The sequence below is a fragment of the Brevundimonas sp. P2_A6 genome (genome assembly GCF_056404975.1).
This window is the reverse complement of the sequence record NZ_JBFUCZ010000003.1, coordinates 61270-80181: the sequence shown is the minus strand read 5'-3', so window position 1 is coordinate 80181 and position 18912 is coordinate 61270. Positions and strand designations below refer to the sequence as shown.

The window sequence follows — 18912 nt, the reverse complement described above, 5'->3', positions numbered from 1 at the left end:
GCCTCGTCTGTAGCTGAAGAGTTGAGAAGTCAGGACAGGCCGACGCGGCGACGCCAGGCGGGATAGTCGTCGCTCAGAAGGGCTGCCGGCCAGGTGCCATAGTAGCGGTAGCCCATGCGGCGCTCGCGCTCGATATCCGTGACCTCGTCATGCGCGACGCTGTCGCGGCCCATGAAGATCGGGCGGTTGGTCTCCAGGGCATAGAACCGGGCCCACATCGGAGGGGCTTGCGGATCGGCGACGACCTGATAGTCCGCCGCGCCGTCGGGCGCGGTGATGGGCTGCAGTCGTTTGCCGCGAACGGCGCTGGCCTCGAACCAGCGCACGGCACCCTCCACGGCGGCGATGACCGCCGGCGACGGGTCTTCTATCGACATCAGGAAGCGCGTGATCCCCACGCTTTCATTGCCCGACAGCGAGGCCGGCTCGAACGCGCGGGCCCAGGCGGGCTGCAGCGTGGTTTCGTCGTGCTGCGCGCACCAGACGGTCAGGACGCCGTTCTGGCGCACCTGGGTGGACAGGATCGTCTCGATACCCTTGGCCACCGCGGCGCCCGCCTTGGCGCGCCTGTCGGCGTCCACGAACCGATAGGGACCGGCGCCCGCCGCGATGTCGCGCAGCAGGACCATGATCCGCACCATGGCGTCATCGTTGTAGGTGATGTGGGTGTAGTAGCCGGGCCGCAGGGGATAGAACTGCGGCCAGCCGCCGTTCGGATACTGGGCCGCCAGGGTGTAATCTAGACCCCTGTCGAAGGCCGCGCGATCGGCGGGCCTTTCCCCTGCGGCGATCACGCGGCCCAGAAAGGCCAGCGGCAGGGTGGTGCCCTCGTTGTCGAACGTGTTCTTGGAGCCTTCGTCGACCGGCACGACGTCGGGCGGCACGGCCAGCGAGGTGTTCTTGGGCCAGCCGCCTTCGGGCGACTGATGGGCCACGACGCTGTCGGCGATGGCATGGGCCTCGGCCGTCGCATACCACGCGGCGTCCCGCTTCACGATCTGGCTGTTCCATGCGGGCGTCTGAGCCAGGACGGGGGAGGCGAACAGGGCGCTCAGGCCAAGCGCGATCAGCAACCAGCGGCGGGCGATCATGGGTGGTCTCCGATTGGGACGGCGTCGATCCGCATCGACATGGACAGGGTCTGGCCCGACGTCAGGACGACCAAACCGGCGTCCTCCTCGGCGGGGGCGTTGTGGGCGTTCGGGCGATGCGTGACGGGTTCGATGCAGACGAAACCGGTGTCATTCGGTGCGTAGATCTGCACCCATCGGGCATTGGAGGACGCGCTCATGCGAACCTCGTGCTCGCTGTGCACGATGCTGGCCTGTCCGGACCAGTCGGCATAGGCGTTGTCCACGAACGGAGCCGACGTCACCGTCGCGCCCTCGGACCAGTCCATGACCTCGGTCGCCGGGACCAGGCGTTCGGGGATCTGGTCGGTACCATTCGCCCAGACCCGCCCTGCCGAGACCGTCAGCACCGTCCCGGGACCGGTCTGGAAATAGGGATGAAAGCCGAGGCCGGCAGGCATCGGCGCGACGTCCTTGTTGGTGATCCCCAAGGTCATCTCCAGTCCATCCGCGTTCAAGCGAAGACTGTGCGATGCGCTCCAGGCCCATGGCCAGTCGGAGCTCGCTTCGGTCGCCAAGGCCAGATCGACGGCGTCCGTCCGTCCATCCAGCACCTTCCAGGGTCGCCGCCAGCCGACACCGTGAATGGCATGAGGCTCGAAGCCCGGTGTCGGGGGGAGAGCGATCTGACGCCCTTCGAACGCGAAGGCCGCGCGGTCGATGCGATTGGCATAGGGGATCAGCGGAAAGCTGCCGGTCTCCAACGGCCCCCTAGCACCCTGGGGGGCTGGCCGCAGGACGTCGCGGCCGCGCCATGTCAGTCGTGTGATCGCCGCGCCGATGTCCGGCCGGACCGACAGCGCCCAGTCGCCGTGCGTCAGCTGGATCACAGCCTCACCCGATGCTGGGGCAGGCCCGGCGTATCGACCCGAACGCGGAAAAGGCCGCCCAGCGTGGGCTGCTCGGCGCGCTTGTCGGCGTTGTTCAGCCAGGCGGTGGTGCAATACAGGTCGCGCAGATCGTCGCCTGCGAATGCGGCCTTGGTCACGGTCTGGACAGGGAAGCGGATCGTGCCGAGCGGCTCGCCGCCAGGTGAGAACCGCGCCACGCCCCAGCCATTGAACAGGCCGACGTGCAGCACGCCCTCGACATCGACGCTGGGACCGTCGGCGAACCCGTCGGCAGTCTCCGCGAACAGCCGCTTGTTGCCAAGCTCGCCGTCGGCATGGTCGAAGGCGAAGATTCGCCTCGTCGTCGTGTCGTGGTGATAAAGCGTGCGGCCGTCGGGGCTCATCGCCGGGCCATTGGTGACGCGATAGCCGTCGTCGTGGCGGACGACCTTGCCGTCGGAGAACCGGTACAGCGCCCCCGATATGGTCGCTTCGCTGTCGTCCATCGATCCGAACCAGAGCGAGCCGTCCGGTGCCACGAAGCCGTCGTTGAGGCGGTTCTGCGGGCGGTCCTCCTCGACCCGAATGATCAGGTCGAACTCTCCCGTGTCGGGGACGAAGCGATACAGGCCCCCTCGCACGCCGCAGACCAGCGACCCGTCTTCGGCAGGAAGGGCGAATCCCGTCTGGTCCGGCGTGTCCCACGATGCCTTGGCACCATCATCTACGCCGTAGCGATGCAGTTGGCGGCCCTTGATGTCGACGAACCAGACGGCGCGGCGCGGGGCGTCCCAGACCGGGCCTTCGCCCAATTCCGCCCCGATATCCCATATCAGTTCCGGCTCCGACACGCGTCAGCTCCAGGAGTAGGCGGTCTTGGTCTGGGTGTAGAACTCCACGGCAGCGAAGCCCTGCTCGCGCGCGCCGTAGCTGGAGCCTTTCGAGCCCCCGAACGGGACGTGATAATCGACGCCGGCGGTGGCCAGGTTGACCATGGTCATGCCTGCGCGGGCACGGCGCTGGAAGTCGCGGCCGTGCTTCAGGCTGGTGGTCACGATGCCAGCTGACAGCCCGAACTCGGTGTCGTTGGCGACGGCGAGGGCTTCCTCGTAGTCTTTCACGCGGATGGTCGAGGCGACGGGGCCGAAGACTTCCTCGGTGTTGATGCGCATGGCCGGATCGGTGTCGGCGATCAGCGTCGGCTGGACGTACCATCCGGGGTTGGCGAGCGTCAGGCGCTCGCCGCCGGTGACGATGCGACCGCCGGCTTCGCGCGCGACGTCGATGTATCTGTAGCTGGTCTCCATCTGCGCCTCCGACACCGCCGGGCCCATCTGGGTGGTTGGGTCCAGCGCATCACCGACACGCAGCGCCGCGACCTTCTCGGCCAGCAAGGCGACGAAGCGATCGTGGATTCCGTCGGTGACGATCAGACGGCTGGAGGCGGTGCACCGCTGCCCGGTGGCGAAGAACGACCCGTCCAGCGCGATGGCGACCGCGCGCTCCAGATCTGCGTCGTCCAGCACGATCAGCGGGTTCTTGCCCCCCATCTCGAGCTGCACCCGCGCCTGCCGCTTGATCGCCCCCAGGGCCACGCCCGCGCCGACACTCTGCGATCCGGTGAAGGACAGGCCGTCGACGTCCGGGTGATCGACGATCGCCTGACCCACGCCGCCGCGCCCGATCACCAGGTTGAACACCCCCTTGGGCAGGCCCGCCTCGACCAGGATGTCGGCCAGGGCCGAGGCCGTCGCCGGGGTCGGTCCGGCGGGCTTCATCACCACGGTGTTGCCGAAGGCCAGAGCCGGCGCGGCCTTCCACGCCGGAATGGCGATGGGGAAGTTCCACGGCGTGATCAGGCCATAGACGCCGACCGCCTGGCGATAGGTCTGGATCTCGACCCCGGGCCGTACGCTGTCCAGGTTCTGGCCGTGACGACGCAGGGCCTCGCCGGCGAAATACTTCAGGATTCGACCGGCGCGGACGGTCTCGCCGATGCCTTCGGGCAGGGTTTTACCTTCTTCGCGCGACAGCAGACGACCCAGCTGTTCACGGCGCTCCATGACCAGTGTCCCGGCGCGGTCCAGGACGTCCGAGCGGACCTCGGGCGAGGCCTCCGACCAGGCCGGGAAGGCGGCCTTGGCGGCAGCGACGGCGGCATCGACCTCGGCCTGTCCGCCATCGGGGGTGCGGGCGACGATCTCGTTCGTATTGGATGGGTTGTGGCTCTCGCTCGGCCTGGCCACGTCCGCGCGCTCGCCGTCGATCAGGTGGCTGAGGTTCAGGGTCTCGGTCATGGTCGTCCTCGTAGTGAATGACCAGCGATGGGGGGAGCATCGCCGGGGAGGGGAAGTCGTCGATCAGCCGGTCATGTCTTCCAGCTCGCGACCCCGGGTTTCCTTAACCCAGGCCTGAACGAGGAAATAGGAGACCAGCGCGCTGGCGGCATAGAAGCCGTACGTCGCGGGCAGACCCAGCCCGGCCGCCATGGCCGGGAAGCTGACCGAGATGGCGAAGTTGGCGATCCACTGGGCAAACCCGGCCACCGCCAGCGCCGATCCGCGCATCTGGTTGGGGAACATCTCGCCCAGCATGACCCACATCACCGGACCCCAACTGAGATTGAAGAAGACGACATAGGCATTGGCAGCAACCAGGGCGATCAGGCCGACCTGATCCGGCAGGTGCACTGCCCCGTCGATCGTCTGGGCCTGGGAGAAGCACCAGGCGACAATGGCCAGGGTGACGAACATCCCGGCCGAGCCGATCAGCAGCAGCGGCTTTCGACCAATCCGGTCGATCATGGCGACGGCGGCCAGGCAGGCCAGGATCGACAGGGTGCCAGAACCGATGTTGATCAGCAGGGCGTCGTTTTCGGAGAAGCCCACCGACTGCCACAGGGTCGCGCCGTAGTAGAAGACGATGTTGATCCCGACCAGTTGCTGGAACACCGCCAGGATCAGTCCGGCCCAGACGATCGGGCGAACCTTGCGGGTGGCCGGATCAAGCAGGTCGCGGAAGCTGGGCTTGTGGTCGGCGGCGAGGGAGGCGCGGATCTCGGCGACCTTGCGCGCGCCGGCCGTCGGGCCGAACAGCTTGGACAACACGGCCTGAGCCTGGGCGTCCCTGTTCTTGACGACCAGGAAGCGGGGGCTCTCGGGAATCAGTAGCAGGGCTGCCAGATAGATGGCGGCGGGTATGACCTGCAGCCAAAACATCCAGCGCCAGGCCGGGAAGCCCAGCCAGAACTCGGCGGTAGAACCACCCGCCGTCGCCGCCAGCGCATAGTTGGCGACGAAGGCCCCGGTCAGGCCGGTGATGATCATGATCTGCTGCACGCTGGACAGACGTCCCCGCATCGACGCCGGCGTGACCTCGGAGATATAGGCCGGTGTCAGGACGCTGGCCGCGCCGACGCCGAGGCCGCCGATGAAGCGGGCGATGATGAAGTGGGCCGAGCTGTCCGCCGCGCCGGCCCAGAAGGCGCTGACGATGAACAGGGCCGCGGCGATCAGCATGACGGTCTTGCGTCCGATCAGGTCGGCGAGCCGCCCCGCCGCGAAGGCGCCGAATGCACAGCCGAGCAGGATGGCCCCGACGTTGAACCCGGTCCCCAGCGCCGACAGGTTGAAGGCGCTTTCCAGCCCGTCCTGGGTTCCGTTGATGACCCCGGAATCATAGCCGAACATGAAGCCGCCGATGGTCGCCACCGCGACGATGAGGGCGATAAAGGCCATGTTGACCTGGTCGCTGCCCGCGATATCGGGGCCTGATCCGCCTGTCGGTCCTGCCATTCTCGTGTCCTCCGTTTGAGCTCTGACGGCCCGTTTGGTTTTGATCAGCGCCAGCCGGCGTCGACGAAATATTCGTGGCCCGTGATGAAGCGGGCGTCGTCCGAGGCCAGGAACATCGCCAGGGCGGCGACGTCCGACGGTTCGATCCGGCCTTTCAGGCACTGGGCTGCGACTATCTCCGCCTCGCCTTCCGGCGTGTACCATTTCATCTGGCGCGGCGTTTTCACATTGCCGGGGACGATGCAGGCGACGCGGACGCCGTCGACGCCGAGCTCCCGCGCCAAGGCCCGCGTCATCCCCTCGATCCCGGCCTTTGCAGTCTCGTAGATCGACAGGTCCGGCAGACCCAGATGCCAGCTGATCGACCCCAGGTTCAGGATCACGCCGCGACCTCGCTGCCTCATCCCCGGTGCCACGGCCTGGGCGGCGAAATAAAGGTGGCGAAGGTTCACCCCGATGCGGTCGTCCCAATAGGCGGGTGTGACCTCGGACAGGGTGTGCCGGTCGTCGTTCGCGGCGTTGTTCAGCAACACATCGATGGGGCCGTGCTCTGCGATGATGTCGGCCAACGTCGTTTGGAGGACGATCAGGTCCAGCAGATCGCAGGGTCTAAAGATCGGAGCCGGGGTGCGATCCGAAAGGGCGGCGGCCAGCGCCTCCGACTCGTCCTTGGCGACGTCAAGAAAGACCACGCGAGCTCCCTGGCGCACGAACCCTTCGGTCAACGCAGCCCCGATGCCGCTCCCACCGCCCGTGACGACGACCAGCCGGTCCTTCAGCGAAGGATAGACGGCTCCACTCACAGCAGGCCTCGTCCGGCGAGGTTGGTCATCAGGGCCGAGATACCGAACGCCCAGGGCGGCGCATCCTCGCAAGCCGAGACCCGGTTGCGAAGCACGCCCAGCTTTGGCGACGACACGCAGACCTCGTCGCCCGTCTTGTGTGTGAAGCCCTCACCTGGCGCCTCACGGTCATCGATCGGCGCGAACATGGTGCCGAGGTAAAGCGCGAATCCATCCGGATATTGGTGCGCCGACATGGCCTGCGCGACGAGGTCGAGTGGATCGCGGCTGATCAGGCGCATCGACGACTGGCCCGACATGACGAACCCGTCCTGGCCCGTGACCGTCAATGACACGACGGCCTTGCGCACATCGTCGATGCCGAAGGTGTCGTCGAACAGACGGATGAACGGTCCGACGGCGGCGGAGGCGTTGTTGTCCTTGGCCTTGCCAAGCAGCAGGGCCGAGCGACCTTCGATATCGCGCAGATTCACGTCGTTGCCCAGCGTCGCGCCGACGACGCGCCCGGCCGCATCGCAGACCAGCACGACCTCCGGTTCCGGGTTATTCCAGGCGCTGTCGGATCGCACGCCAACGAGGTCGCCCCAGCCGACGGAGGCCAGCACAGGGGCCTTGGTGAAGATCTCGGCGTCCTTGCCGATGGCGACTTCCAGGTACTGGGACCATAGCCCTTCCTCGATCAGGATCATTTTCAGGGCGTCGGCCTCGGGCGAGCCCGGCCTGACCGCCGACAAATCCGCCCCGACCCGTTCGGCCAGGGCCGCGCGGATGGTCTGGGCCGCGCCGGCATCGCCGCGTGCGCGTTCCTCGATCACGCGCTCGACGGCCGATACGGCGAAGGTCACGCCGGACGCCTTCACGCACTGGAGGTCGAGCGGCGACAAAAGGCGGGGCAGGGTGGACGTTTCATCAAGGCCAAGCGCCTGGAGATCACCGAGGCGGGTCCCGTCCATCGAAGCAGTCTGGCTCGATGCGATCGCCCGGGAGGTCGTCGCGCCCGTCCGGGATATGTCGAACACCTCGCCGCCCTTGATCAGGACGGGCGTCGGACCTTCATGCAGAAGCAGACGGCCCAGGAACGTCCCTTCACGCCAGTCTTCGGGCATGTCGTCGATCAGCTTCACGCGTGCCTCCGTCCACGTTCTGTCGACGTGGTAGCGCTAACATGGACAGGTCCATGGCCGGCTGTCAATCGGGCGCGGGTCCGGTGCTGTCGCGAAGGATGAGCCGATGGGGGACCGGACCGGGCGTCTTTCCCGGGCGGGCCAACCGGATCGCCGCCTCGTGCGCCATGTCGGCTGCGGGCTGGCGGATGGTCGTCAGGGTCGGCCAGGAACTGGCGGCGACATAGGTATCGTCAAATCCCGCCACGGACACATCGCCGGGCGCGTCGAGGCCCGCTCCGTGGACCGCCGCCAGCGCTCCCGCCGCCATGTCGTCGTTGCTGGCGAAGATGGCGGTGGGCCGTGGCGTCCGCGCCAGCAGGCGGCGCGCCGCCTCCAGGCCCGAGCGGTAGGTGAAGTCGCCCGCCTCCACCGACAGGCGCACGCCAGCGACCGATGCCACGGCCTCTTCGGCCCCCGCGCGACGTTCCGCGCTGGCGCTCTGATCGCCTCGCCCCTGTATGAAGCCGATGTCGCGATGGCCGAGCGACACAAGGTGGCCGACCATTTCTGTGGCCGCAGCCCGATCATCGACGCGAAGGCTGACCACGTCATCGGCCAGGCTGGGCGCGGCCAAGGCAACGGCGCGAAGTCCCGCTTTGGCGATGGCCTCCAGCGTCGCAGCGGACTCGCCCAGCGGCGGCGGCACGATCAGCCCCTGTGCCCCGCCCGCCGCCAGCCTCGATACAGCCAGCCGCTCGGCGACGGGATCGCCCGCTTGCGAAGGTTCGATCATCAATAGCAGGCCCGCCGCACGCGCGCCCGAAAGGGACCCTGCCAGCACTTCTGCCAGATAGGCGTTGCTCGGGTTGGCATACAGCAGACCGATCCGGCCGGCTCCCGCGCGCGCCAGGATGCGAGCGGCCGGGTCTGGGGCATACCCGATGTCGGCGATGATAGCCTCGACCTTCGCGCGGGTTTCGGGTCGCACGCGGACGCTGTCGTTGATCACCCTCGAAACGGTCATCGGCGAGACACCGGCCAGTCGCGCGACGTCGCCGATGGTCGGCTTGCGATCGTCGTCCGTCATCAAGGCTCCCGGCGGGGCTGGATCGTCCGCCGCCGGAAGTCGCGACATTTGATCGCCCACGTCAAGGTGTTGTGCGAGTCGGCCTCAAGCTCACGACCCATGGGCCTTCCTCAAATCCTGGCGGCGGGGACAGGAGACGTTCGCCGCTGTCTACGGTGGTCTCGACGGGTGAATCCGCTCCGGGACGAAGCCATGTCGCGATCATCCGCGCGCGAAGCGGCACGCTGAGCGGCACGGTGTTCCCCTCCATGCTGAACACCAGACTGGCACCCTCCTGGGCACTCGAGGCCCATTGGCTGGACGTCGGCCGCACCAACGCGGGATCGGGCCGCAGCGCCGCGCGCTTGTCAGGAGGCAGCGTCGCTTCGATCCGGCGGCTCAACTCCGGGAAGTCGTCGTCGATGCCGATTAGCGCGATGTTCGGCAGGCGGTCGCGGTATTCGCGATAGGCGCGATATCGCATCGCCGGTGTCGATTGCCACAGGGCGCGGCGCAAGGCCCCGGGATCGGCTACGCCCGCCAGGTCGGCTTCGGTGGCGATGGCGTCCACCTGTTCGCGCGGCGCCTTGTTCAGTCCGCCTTCGACCGCGAACAGCGCCCCGTCGGGGCGATAGACCCAGTTGTGAAAGCCGATGGCATCGATGCTGCGCGATCGGACGGGGTCATCGAGGATCGCGTCCATCTCGGCCTTGGGCACCTCCAGCGCGACCCAGACGGATTGCCCCGTCTCGCTCTCCCATTCGGCGATCGTGTCGAGCCAGAACTGCACGAACGACAGTGGGCCCGTGTATTCCGGGTCCAGGCCGAAGATGACGTTCGGTCGTCCCTTCAGCGCCTCCAGCGTATGGCGGATGTAAAGCCTGTGAAGGTCGCGCCGTAGAGGGTCGGACACGTCCCAGAAGGTCTCCGCCGCCGGCCGCTCGTCGGGCAGTCCCGTGGCCTGCAGCGTGTTCGTCGGCCGCCAGGGGAAGTCGACGTAGTGGGCCCGGCTCTCCAGCAGCCAGTGCTGCAGATAGAGCTTGTGATACAGCACGATCCCGCGTCGCTCGGCCAGATCGGCGAAGGTCGTCAGTCGGTCGAAGAACCACGGATTGAACCGCGTCAGGTCGTATTTGCTCAGGCCGTCCCAAGCGCGGCCCTCTCCGCTGCGCGCCCACGGCATCTCCATGAAGGGGCCCCAGACCTCGCCGTCGGCATGGCTCGGGGAGCCATAGAAGTCGTGATCGACCCGACGCCGGTCGTACCAGAGACCATAGTTGTGCACGACATAGTCGCCGGTCGTCAGGCTGTCGGCCAGTTGCTCCAGATCGTCGGTCAGCCCGATGCCCTCCAGTCCCGGGGCGAAGCGCGTCAGGGCCGGGCCGAACGCCGGGGCCAGGGCCGGCACCATTTGCGCCTGGAAGAATGAGAATCCCAGGCGATGTCGCAAGGCGGGCTGGCCCTCGATCAGGAACTGGCCGTCCACCAGCGTCAGGGGATGGCTTTCGGTCGTCGGACGCGTCTCGGCGACGTAGGCGGCGACGTCGCTTTCGGACAGTCGGGGCGTGGCGGCGGGGACCGGGGGTGCCGTTGACGGGTCGAGCGCGGCGAGTGCCGCCGGACCCAGGCGCGCCTCCAGTTGAGCACGATACAAGCTGGCCGGCGTCTGGGGCTGTGCGCGGAAGAAGTCACGACCGGGCGCGATGCGGGGGTCCTCGATCGCCCCGTCGCCGCTCAGTTCGCCCCGGCAGCCGATCGCAAGGTTCTGCGCACCCGGCGGGCTGCGCACCTCGACATCACTGGCCTCGCAGTTCCAGAGCAGCGAGTTGGCCGCCGACCAGCCGACGCCCTGGCCGTCACGGCCCCGGTTGGTCAGGTTCAACGCATTGCCGTCCACCCGCACGCTGTCGAACAGCACGCCGCTGGCCCAGCTTTCCAGAGTGCCGCTGTCGCCGTGAGCCTCCTCGGATCGGCAGTCGAGAAACACATTGGGTCCCGCCGCTGCATGTCCGAATCCGAAGTCGTGGATGCCGTCACGGCTTTGGCAGCGTACGAATAGCGTCTGTTGCCCGGCGGAATAGAAGACCCGCCGCCGCAGTCCGCCGATCTCGGACACGGGCTCTGACGCAGACACATCCTGCACCGTGATCCGGCGACTGGTCGCGCCCAGGTCGACGACCGAACTGACGAAGCCTTCGGCGGCGACGTCGCGAACCCAGCCATCCTCGACGGCGTCCACGGATATGGCGAACCAGCTATGGTCTTCGTCCGCCGGTCGGGCCGGATCAGAGCGGGAGATCACGCTCAGATGTTCGACGCCCACCTCGCGAAGGCGATCCGCCGAGGGCCCGGCGCTCAGAACCGCCTCACCGGCACCGATGGCCAGGGTCAACGGGGCATCGACGACGACCATGTCGCCCTCGATTGCGACGACGATCCGATCCCAGACGACATCGCGCGAACCGGGCACCCAGTTCAGTCGCGTCTCCGGCCGCCAGCCGACGAGTGCGTCCATGCCGAGACTGGCGATCCACGCTGCGGTGCTCGGCCGCCGGATGACGACCGTATCGCCGACGGTCAGGCCTCGCGCGCTGTTCAAGGGAATGCGGACACCGCCGAGCGGGACGGCACTCACAATCGGTCGCGGATCGATCGCTGCAATCCCCGCGCGGGCCGGATTGTCGATGCGGATCAGGGCGCGGCGATCGTGGCCCGTCGCGACCAGGCGCGTTCCGGCCGGGTCGCTGCCCACACCGCGCAGCACGACCCCGCCGACGCCGATCCGGATCTGTCCCTGGATCTGATACTCGCCTGCGTCGAGTTGAACGACGCCGCGCAGACCGTCCGGACCCTGCGCCAAACGCTCGACCGCACGCACGCCAGCCATGACGCGGGCCGTGTCGTCGCCCGGTCCAGGGCTGACGAGGACGGTCGCGTCGGGCTCAGGCAGGCGGACCCCGCCGTCTCGATATCCGGCATGGGAATAGTCGACGGGCAGGTCTCGCCATTGAAATGACGGGACCGGGGTCTGCGCATGGGCAGCGCCGGCGACGCACCATGCCGCCGATGCGATCAGACCCCACCCCCTCATGCCGCGCTCCCTAGATTTCCACTCAAAAGTATTATTATATCATCAGTCAGAAATGGGCCATGCATCAAGCGCCGACGAAGATCGGGGACCCTGACGCCGGAGGATGGATCCCATGTTGACGCGGCGAACCTGGTTGATCGGTGCCTCTGTCGCACCCTTGGCCGGAGCTGTCGGAGCATGGACAACACCGCCTGTCGAGCGCGAGGCCGTGGCGGACGCGATGCGTCGAGTCACGGCCTTCATGACCGAGCGGGTGTCGACGCGCGGTGGCTACGTCTGGTCGTACCTGGCCGATTTCTCCAGACGCTGGGGCGAGATGGAGGCCGGGCCCAGTATGATCTGGACCCAGGCCCCGGGCACGCCGGAAATGGGGCAGGTCTTCCTCGACGCCTACCACGCCACGGGCGAGTCGATCTATTACGAGGCGGCCGCGCGCGCCGCGGACGCGCTGATCGCGGGACAGCATCCCAGCGGGGGGTGGAATTACATCATCGATTTCGACGGCGAGGGTTCGCTTCGCCGCTGGTACGAAACCATCGGGCGCAACGGCTGGCGGCTGGAGGAATTCCAGCACTATTACGGCAACGCCACGTTCGACGACCATGCGACGGCGGAATGCGCCCGCTTCCTGCTTCGGGTGCATCTGGAGAAGAAGGAACCGCGGTTCCTTGCGGCCGTCGACAGGGCGATCGATTTCGTTCTGGCAAGCCAGTATCCAAACGGCGGCTGGCCACAGCGCTATCCCCGAGCGGGCGAGTTCACGAACCACGGTCGGCCCGACTATACCGGCTTCATCACCCTCAACGACGAAGTCGCGGAAGAGAATATCGGACTGCTTCTGCTGGTTCTCCAGCAGCTGGGCCAGGAGCGGGTTCGCGCGCCGCTGATCCGGGCGATGGAGCTGATGATCGACCTGCAGCAGCCGCAGCCGACCCCCGGTTGGGCGATGCAGTACACGCCGGATCTGAAGCCGGCGACGGGGCGCACCTACGAGCCCGCCTCGATCACGCCCCACGGTACGGCGGCGGCGGTCGGTCAGTTGCTCGATTACTACGCTCTGACCGGCGACCCGAAATATCTGGCCCGGGTCGGTGAGGCGATCGACTGGCTCGCCAGTGTTGAACTTCCGCCCGAGCGGTGGACGGCTGATGGCCGGAACTTCCACCGCAACTACGAGCCTGGCACGGGTCGACTGATCGCCACGCATCGGCGCGGCTCCAACGCCCAGAACGGAGAATACTGGTCCGACTTCGATATCGAGGGCATGGCGCCGGAAAAGCACATCGACGTCGCTCGATTGCGGGCCCGATACGAAAGGGCGAAGGCCCTGACGCCCGAACAGGCGACGCGAGACTCGGTGCTGTTCGGACGCGGAGAGACACTGCTGCCGCCCTATGTCGTCACTCGGGCCGTCGGTGGGTCGGACCTGAACGTCACGGCGGCCGCCGCGCGTGCCGACGCCGTCGGCGATCTGGTCGCCGGGCTGAACGATGACGGCTGCTGGCCCCAGGAACTGCGCACGACCAGCCATCCCTATCGGGGCGACGGGCCGCCCGCGCCGCCGCCCGGTTTCGTCGATCGCGGCCAGGTCGGCGATGACTGGGACACGTCGCCCTTCACCGAGCCTACGGGCCCCATGGGCATTTCCACCGGCCTGTACATCAACAACATGAGCCGGTTGATCGGCTATCTTCAAGAGACGCGGGCGGCCTGATCGAGCCCGCCTGCCAATCCTTCATCGTCCATTCGCCGTGTATCACTCGAGGTTGCCCATGCCATTCATCCACCGTCGTGCCGCCCTGTCGGGTCTTCTGGGCGGGGTCGCCCTGACCGCGGTCTCGGGGCGTTCGGTCCTGGCCCAGAGCAACCAGGACGCCGCGCCCCTGGGTCGCGAATGGGCGCATATGCGCTGGGCGCGGGGCATCGAGAACCAGAGGAAGGCCGACTTAGGCGACGGCACGTTCCTGAACCCGATCATGTCGGGTGATCACCCGGATCCGTCGATCCTGAAGGACGGCGACGACTACTACATGACGTTCTCGTCGTTCGAATCCGTGCCGGGGATCCACATCTGGAACTCGCGCGATCTGGTGAACTGGCAGCCGGTCGTAGCGGCCCTGACGACGAACATCGGTTCGGTCTGGGCACCGGAGCTGTGCAAGCACGGCGACCGCTATTACGTCTATATCCCGGCCCGTTTTCCCGACTATCGATCCAGCTACGTCATTCATGCCGACAAGATCGAGGGGCCGTGGTCCGAGCCGATCGATCTGAAGTTGCCGAACCGCATCGATCCCGGACACATCGTCGGCGAGGACGGCAAACGCTATCTGTTCATGAGCGGTGGCGACCGGGTCCGACTGACCGACGATGGCCTGGCGACCGACGGCGAGCTGGAGCACGTCTACGACCCCTGGCACTACCCGGAAGACTGGATCGTCGAGGGCTTCGCGCCCGAGGGTCCCAAGGTCATGCGGCGGGGCGACTATTTCTACATGATCACCGCGGTCGGCGGCACGGCCGGTCCGCCCACCGGCCACATGGTGATCGCCGCGCGGTCGCGGTCGATCCACGGGCCTTGGGAGAACTGCCCGCACAATCCGATCGTGCGCACCGTCTCGGGGGCCGAGAAATGGTGGTCGCGCGGGCATGCGACCCTGGTCGAGGGTCCGGCGGGCGACTGGTACATGGTCTACCACGGCTATGAGAACGCCTACTGGAGCCTGGGCCGCCAGACCCTGCTGGACCCGGTCGAATGGACAGACGACGGCTGGTTCCGCGCGAGGGGGGGCGATCTGGCGACGCCTCTGCCGATCCCGGCGGGCGGCGAGGCGGTGCCGCACGGGATGGCCCTCTCGGACGACTTCACGACCGACAAGTTCGGTATCCAGTGGGGTTTTTACGATCCGAAGGCGGACGAGAAATCACGCCTGACGCGCGCCGACGGCGTGCTGCATATGCGCGCAAAGGGCACGGCTCCCAGCGACTGCTCGCCCCTGACCTTCGTGCAGGGGGATCAGGGCTATGTGCTGGAATGCGAGATCGAGATCGATCCGGGCGCCGTCGCCGGCCTGATCCTGTTCTATGATCGTCAGCTTTACGCCGGGCTGGGCTTCGATCCCGCGAAGTTCGTCACGCATCAGTATGGAATCGAGCGCGGACGCCCGGACCACACCTATGGTTCGCGGATGCACATCCGCCTGACCAACGCTTTTCAGAACGTCTATTTCGATACGTCGAGCGACGGCGTGACCTGGAAACGGTTCGACCGGGGCATGGAGGTGTCCGGCTATAATCAGAATGTCCGCGGCGGTTTCATGATGCTGCGCCCCGCCATCTATGCGGCCGGCGAGGGCGAGGCCCGCTTCCGGAACTTCAGATACCGCGCGCTTTAGGCGATCGAGAGCGACTGAAGGAAAGAGGGCGGGTCCGCATCGCGGGTCCGCCCTAAATCTGTGTTTCGGCCAATGAAAAGGAGCGCCGGTCGAAACCGGCGCTCCCGTTCTGGTCTGGATATCGCCAAGCGCTCTAGAAGACGGCGCGCGCCCCGATGAAGAACTGGCGACCGGTCGAACCGTAGTTGGTGGTCACGCGATCGTCTGCGTAGCCCCAGCGGTTGGTCGTCTGGTTGGTCAGGTTCAGCGCTTCGGCCGTCAGGGTGACGATGTCGGTCAGCTTGTAGGTCACCGAGGCGTCGACGTTCAGCGTCTTCTCGCTGCCCAGGAAGTCGTTGACCAGGGGCGAGTCCGAGAACCCCGGATCGGTGGTGCCCGAGGCGATCGGGTACTGGGTCACGTAATCCGCGCGATAGGCGGTCGAGACGCGGGCCGAGAACTTGGGCACTTCGTAGAAGATGGTGAAGTTGAAGGCGTCGGGCGAGGCCCCCGTGAACGGACCCACGCCCGTGACCAGCGGAGCTGGCGTCAGGATGTAGTTCAGTTCCGATTCCAGGTGCGTGTAGTTGGCCTGGATGCCCAGGTTCTCGAAATACCAGGGCAGGAAGGTCAGGTTCTGCTGATAGTTGACCTCGACACCCCGGATGTAGCCGCCCGGAGCATCGCGGAACTGACGGATGCCAAACGGACGGTCCGCGTTGATGTAGTCCACCTGGTTCTGGGCGTTCTGGCGAGCGGCTGCCGTCTGGGTCGTGTCGGCGGCCAGGGCTTCGAACTCAGCCCGCAGCTCGGCGATGGCGGCGGGGTCCAGGATCGAGGACAGGGTGCCGTCACCCACCAGCGTCTGCGGGAAGGATTCGACTTCCTTGTCGAAGATGGCGACCGAGAACAGCGCGTCGGGCTGGAAATACCACTCGAAGCTAAGGTCGTAGTTGGTGGCGGTGAAGGGCGACAGTTTCGGGTTGCCGATCGTGATCGCGCCGCCGGTGGTGGCGCCCAGGCCGTTCGGCACCGTGAAGGCGGTGACGCTCGGGGCCAGGTTGCCCAGCAACGGACGCGACATCACCTTGGCCACGCCAAAGCGGATGATCATGTCGTCGGCGACCTCATAGGCCAGGTTCATCGACGGCAAGGTGTTGTCGTAGTCGTTGTCGGCGCTGATGGCCCGGCCGCGGTTGGTGAAGCCTGACGAGTCCACGCCCGTATAGGCCTGACGCACGCCGACGTTACCGCGCAGATCGCGCCCGAACAGCGGGAAGTTGAAGTCGGCCTGCAGGAAGTAGCTCTTGTCGGTCTCTTTGATCTCGAAGGTCTGGGCGAAGTTGAACTTCGTCGAGATGCGCCAGTCGTTCCACTTGTTGACGCAGTTGCATTCGAAATCGAACAGGTTGCGGAAGGCGTCGAGGTCCGGCGCATAGAAGCTGGTGGGCGTTCCGGCCGGCAGGTCCAGACCTTGGCCGAAGGTGTGGACGGCACCGACCTGACCGATCGTGGCACCGGCCTCCAGCAGGCTGGGGTTCAGGGTTTCACGGGCAGACTCGCGCTGCAGGGCGGTCGTGAAGAAGGTGTAGCGCTTGCGCTGGAAACCGGCCTTGATCGTCACATACTCGTTGGCGTCCCAGGCGAAGTCGATGTTGCCGCCTTCGTAGTGGTTGTCCACGGTCCGCTCGAAATAGCGGATCGCCGAGAACCCTTTGACGACGTCCCAGCTGGCAGGATTGGCGACGTCGAAGCCGAAGTTCAGCGACGGCATGTCGCCGCCACCGCGGGCGTCATAGACGAAGTAGCCGTCGCCGGCCGCGCCCGAGCCCGAGTTCAGTCGGGTGAACTCGACCAGCGAACCCTGCGACTTGTTGACCGAACGGCTTTCGCCGTAGATTGCCTGCATCCGCAGGGTGTCGCTGAACTCGTGCTGCAGGTTCACCGTGCCTTGCTGGAAGAAGGTGGTGTAGCGCGCCTCGTCGGCCGCCGAGCGCATGTCGACGTTGCTGAGGACCAGATAGTCGGCGTTGGCCCCGGTGGGGCTGAGCGCAGCGTCGATCAGTCGGATGCCGGGACGGCCGATGAGCGCGTTCCGGATGGCCAGCCCTTGCGAGTCGGCGATGTAACCGCGCGACGAGGGGCTGTTGTAGTAGTCGAACGGTTCCAGGTTGTTGGGGTTGAAGCTGAAGCCCGACAGCGTTCCAGGGACCGGGGTGGTACCGTAGATCTGCTGACCGCAATCGATGCCGGCCAGGATGGCGGTTTCCGCACGGGCGTTGCAGGTCGCATAAAGGGCGCGCTTCTGGGCGGCGGTTCCGGCTGCGGTCGCGTTCGACAGCTGATAGGTCGCCTGGTTAGCGGTGCCTTGGGTGTTGTTGCGGTTCAGGCCGACCGGAACGATCTGGTAGTTGGTCGAGATCTGGTCCAGCTGTGAATAGACGCCGTCGAAGCTGATCGTCGTCCGCTCGCTCGGACGCCACTGCGCCGAGAAGGTCAGGCCGGTCCGCTCCTGATGCAGATCCTGCTGGTTCAGGGTCGGCAGGGCGGGGATGCGCACGAGCGAGCCGGGCGCGATCGTCGTACCGGCGGCCGTGCCCGTCGCATTGGTGTTGCGCAGCGTCGAGCCGATCGGGCTGTTGATCAGCGCATAGGCCGTCGGGTTGGAACCGCGCAGGGCGTCGCAATACGAGATGTTGGTGATGTTGACGCCGGGGATGACGCCGTTGTTGCAGGACGTGCCCGTTGGCGCCGCGAAACCCTGGCGGGTCTGGATCTGGGTGCCGGCCGCGATGTTCGGCGTGCCGGCGAAGGTCGCGCCGCGGTAGGTGTAGTCGGACTGACCGGCCTGGCGCTGGTAGCTGTCGATCGTCTGGTCGCGCTTGTTGAAAGCGGCCGAGGCCAGGATGCCGATGTCGCCGATGCCGTCGAAGTGCCAGCGATCCGAGATCAGCGCCGCGACGCGCGGACTGTTGGTCTCGCCGTTCTCGTAATAGGCGTCCTGGGCCGAGAAGGCGATGCGGCGGTCGGAATAGTCGAGCGGCCGTCCGGTCTGCAGATCGACCGTGGCGCCCAGGGAGCCTTCTTCGGTCTCGGCCGAAGCGGTCTTCTGGACCTTCAGCGAGTTGAACAGCTCGGAGGCGAAGGTGTTGAAGTCGAAGCCGCGGCTGCGGTTCGGGCTGTCACCCGCGATGGAGGCGCCGGCGGTGGACAGGGCCTCGACCCCGTTCAGACGCACGCGTGTGAAGTCACTGCCCAGACCGCGAACGGTGATGGTGCGGCCTTCACCGTTGTCGCGATCGATCGACACGCCCGGCAGGCGCTGCAGAGATTCGGCCAGGTTGGCGTCCGGGAAGTCGGCGATGTCCTCGGCGTTGATCGCATCGACCATCACGTTGGCGTTGCGCTTGGTCGCCAGGGCGCTTCGAAGCGCGCCGCGAATGCCCGTGACGACGACTTCGTCGACCTGGGATTCATCCTGCGGCGCGGGTGCCGTCTGGGCCCAGGCACCGCCGGCGGTCGCGAGAGTGAACAGAAGAACGCCGGTTGATGCGGCGGTGCGCAGATGGCGCAGATGTGCTGTCGTCATAGTTTTCAAACCTCCCCTGTTCGACCCTCTCCGGAGTCTGAACCCGGCCCCTCGGCCAAATCACACAGTCGATGATACCGGTGTCATTTTGACATAACGATCGCCGTGCCTGCCTACCGAATAGTATGA

The 18912-nt window shown here is 66.6% G+C and carries 12 protein-coding genes; 2 read left to right on the top strand and 10 right to left on the bottom strand.

What is annotated here, in order from left to right; translation table 11 throughout:
• Positions 1–29: 29 nt before the first annotated feature.
• From pelA to AC1DW4_RS09340, 9 genes are all read right to left on the bottom strand, one after another.
• A complete protein-coding gene (gene pelA / locus AC1DW4_RS09380) occupies positions 30–1091 on the bottom strand; it encodes a pectate lyase (RefSeq protein ID WP_477016997.1) in 1062 nt (353 codons plus the stop codon).
• Entirely contained in the window at positions 1088–1960 is an 873-nt protein-coding gene (locus tag AC1DW4_RS09375; protein ID WP_477016996.1) for an aldose 1-epimerase, read from the bottom strand. The genes pelA and AC1DW4_RS09375 overlap by 4 nt, the downstream gene beginning before the upstream one ends.
• Positions 1957–2811 (bottom strand): SMP-30/gluconolactonase/LRE family protein, encoded by an 855-nt coding sequence (locus AC1DW4_RS09370; RefSeq protein WP_477016995.1) that lies wholly within the window; start codon positions 2809–2811, stop codon positions 1957–1959. Before AC1DW4_RS09370 ends, AC1DW4_RS09375 begins: the two co-directional genes overlap by 4 nt.
• A 3-nt stretch (positions 2812–2814) precedes the next feature.
• Positions 2815–4257 (bottom strand): aldehyde dehydrogenase family protein, encoded by a 1443-nt coding sequence (locus AC1DW4_RS09365; protein ID WP_477016994.1) that lies wholly within the window; start codon positions 4255–4257, stop codon positions 2815–2817.
• 63 nt (positions 4258–4320) lie between these two features.
• A complete protein-coding gene (locus AC1DW4_RS09360) occupies positions 4321–5754 on the bottom strand; it encodes a sugar porter family MFS transporter (protein ID WP_477016993.1) in 1434 nt (477 codons plus the stop codon).
• 44 nt (positions 5755–5798) lie between these two features.
• Positions 5799–6557 carry a D-xylose 1-dehydrogenase gene (gene xylB / locus AC1DW4_RS09355; protein WP_477016992.1) on the bottom strand — a complete coding sequence of 253 codons (759 nt, stop codon included), beginning with the start codon at positions 6555–6557 and terminating at the stop codon, positions 5799–5801.
• On the bottom strand, positions 6554–7681 hold the full coding sequence (locus AC1DW4_RS09350) for a fumarylacetoacetate hydrolase family protein (protein WP_477016991.1): 1128 nt from the start codon (positions 7679–7681) through the stop codon (positions 6554–6556). The genes xylB and AC1DW4_RS09350 overlap by 4 nt, the downstream gene beginning before the upstream one ends.
• 64 nt (positions 7682–7745) lie before the next feature.
• Positions 7746–8750, bottom strand: coding sequence for a LacI family DNA-binding transcriptional regulator (locus AC1DW4_RS09345; RefSeq protein WP_477016990.1), 1005 nt, complete (start codon positions 8748–8750; stop codon positions 7746–7748).
• Positions 8751–8811: 61 nt separating this feature from the next.
• Entirely contained in the window at positions 8812–11820 is a 3009-nt protein-coding gene (locus AC1DW4_RS09340) for a DUF6298 domain-containing protein (RefSeq protein WP_477016989.1), read from the bottom strand.
• Between the two features lie 220 nt (positions 11821–12040).
• Here AC1DW4_RS09340 and AC1DW4_RS09335 point away from each other — a divergent pair, with 220 nt between their 5' ends.
• Together AC1DW4_RS09335 and AC1DW4_RS09330 are read left to right on the top strand one after the other, a co-directional pair.
• Positions 12041–13534: a pectate lyase gene (locus tag AC1DW4_RS09335; RefSeq protein WP_477016988.1), complete on the top strand. Its 1494-nt coding sequence runs from the start codon at positions 12041–12043 to the stop codon at positions 13532–13534.
• 58 nt (positions 13535–13592) lie between these two features.
• Positions 13593–15215, top strand: a complete 1623-nt coding sequence (locus AC1DW4_RS09330; RefSeq protein ID WP_477016987.1) for a family 43 glycosylhydrolase — start codon at positions 13593–13595, stop codon at positions 15213–15215.
• 133 nt (positions 15216–15348) lie between these two features.
• Here AC1DW4_RS09330 and AC1DW4_RS09325 read toward each other — a convergent pair whose 3' ends face one another.
• Positions 15349–18783 carry a TonB-dependent receptor domain-containing protein gene (locus tag AC1DW4_RS09325; RefSeq protein ID WP_477016986.1) on the bottom strand — a complete coding sequence of 1145 codons (3435 nt, stop codon included), beginning with the start codon at positions 18781–18783 and terminating at the stop codon, positions 15349–15351.
• Positions 18784–18912 lie beyond the last annotated feature (129 nt).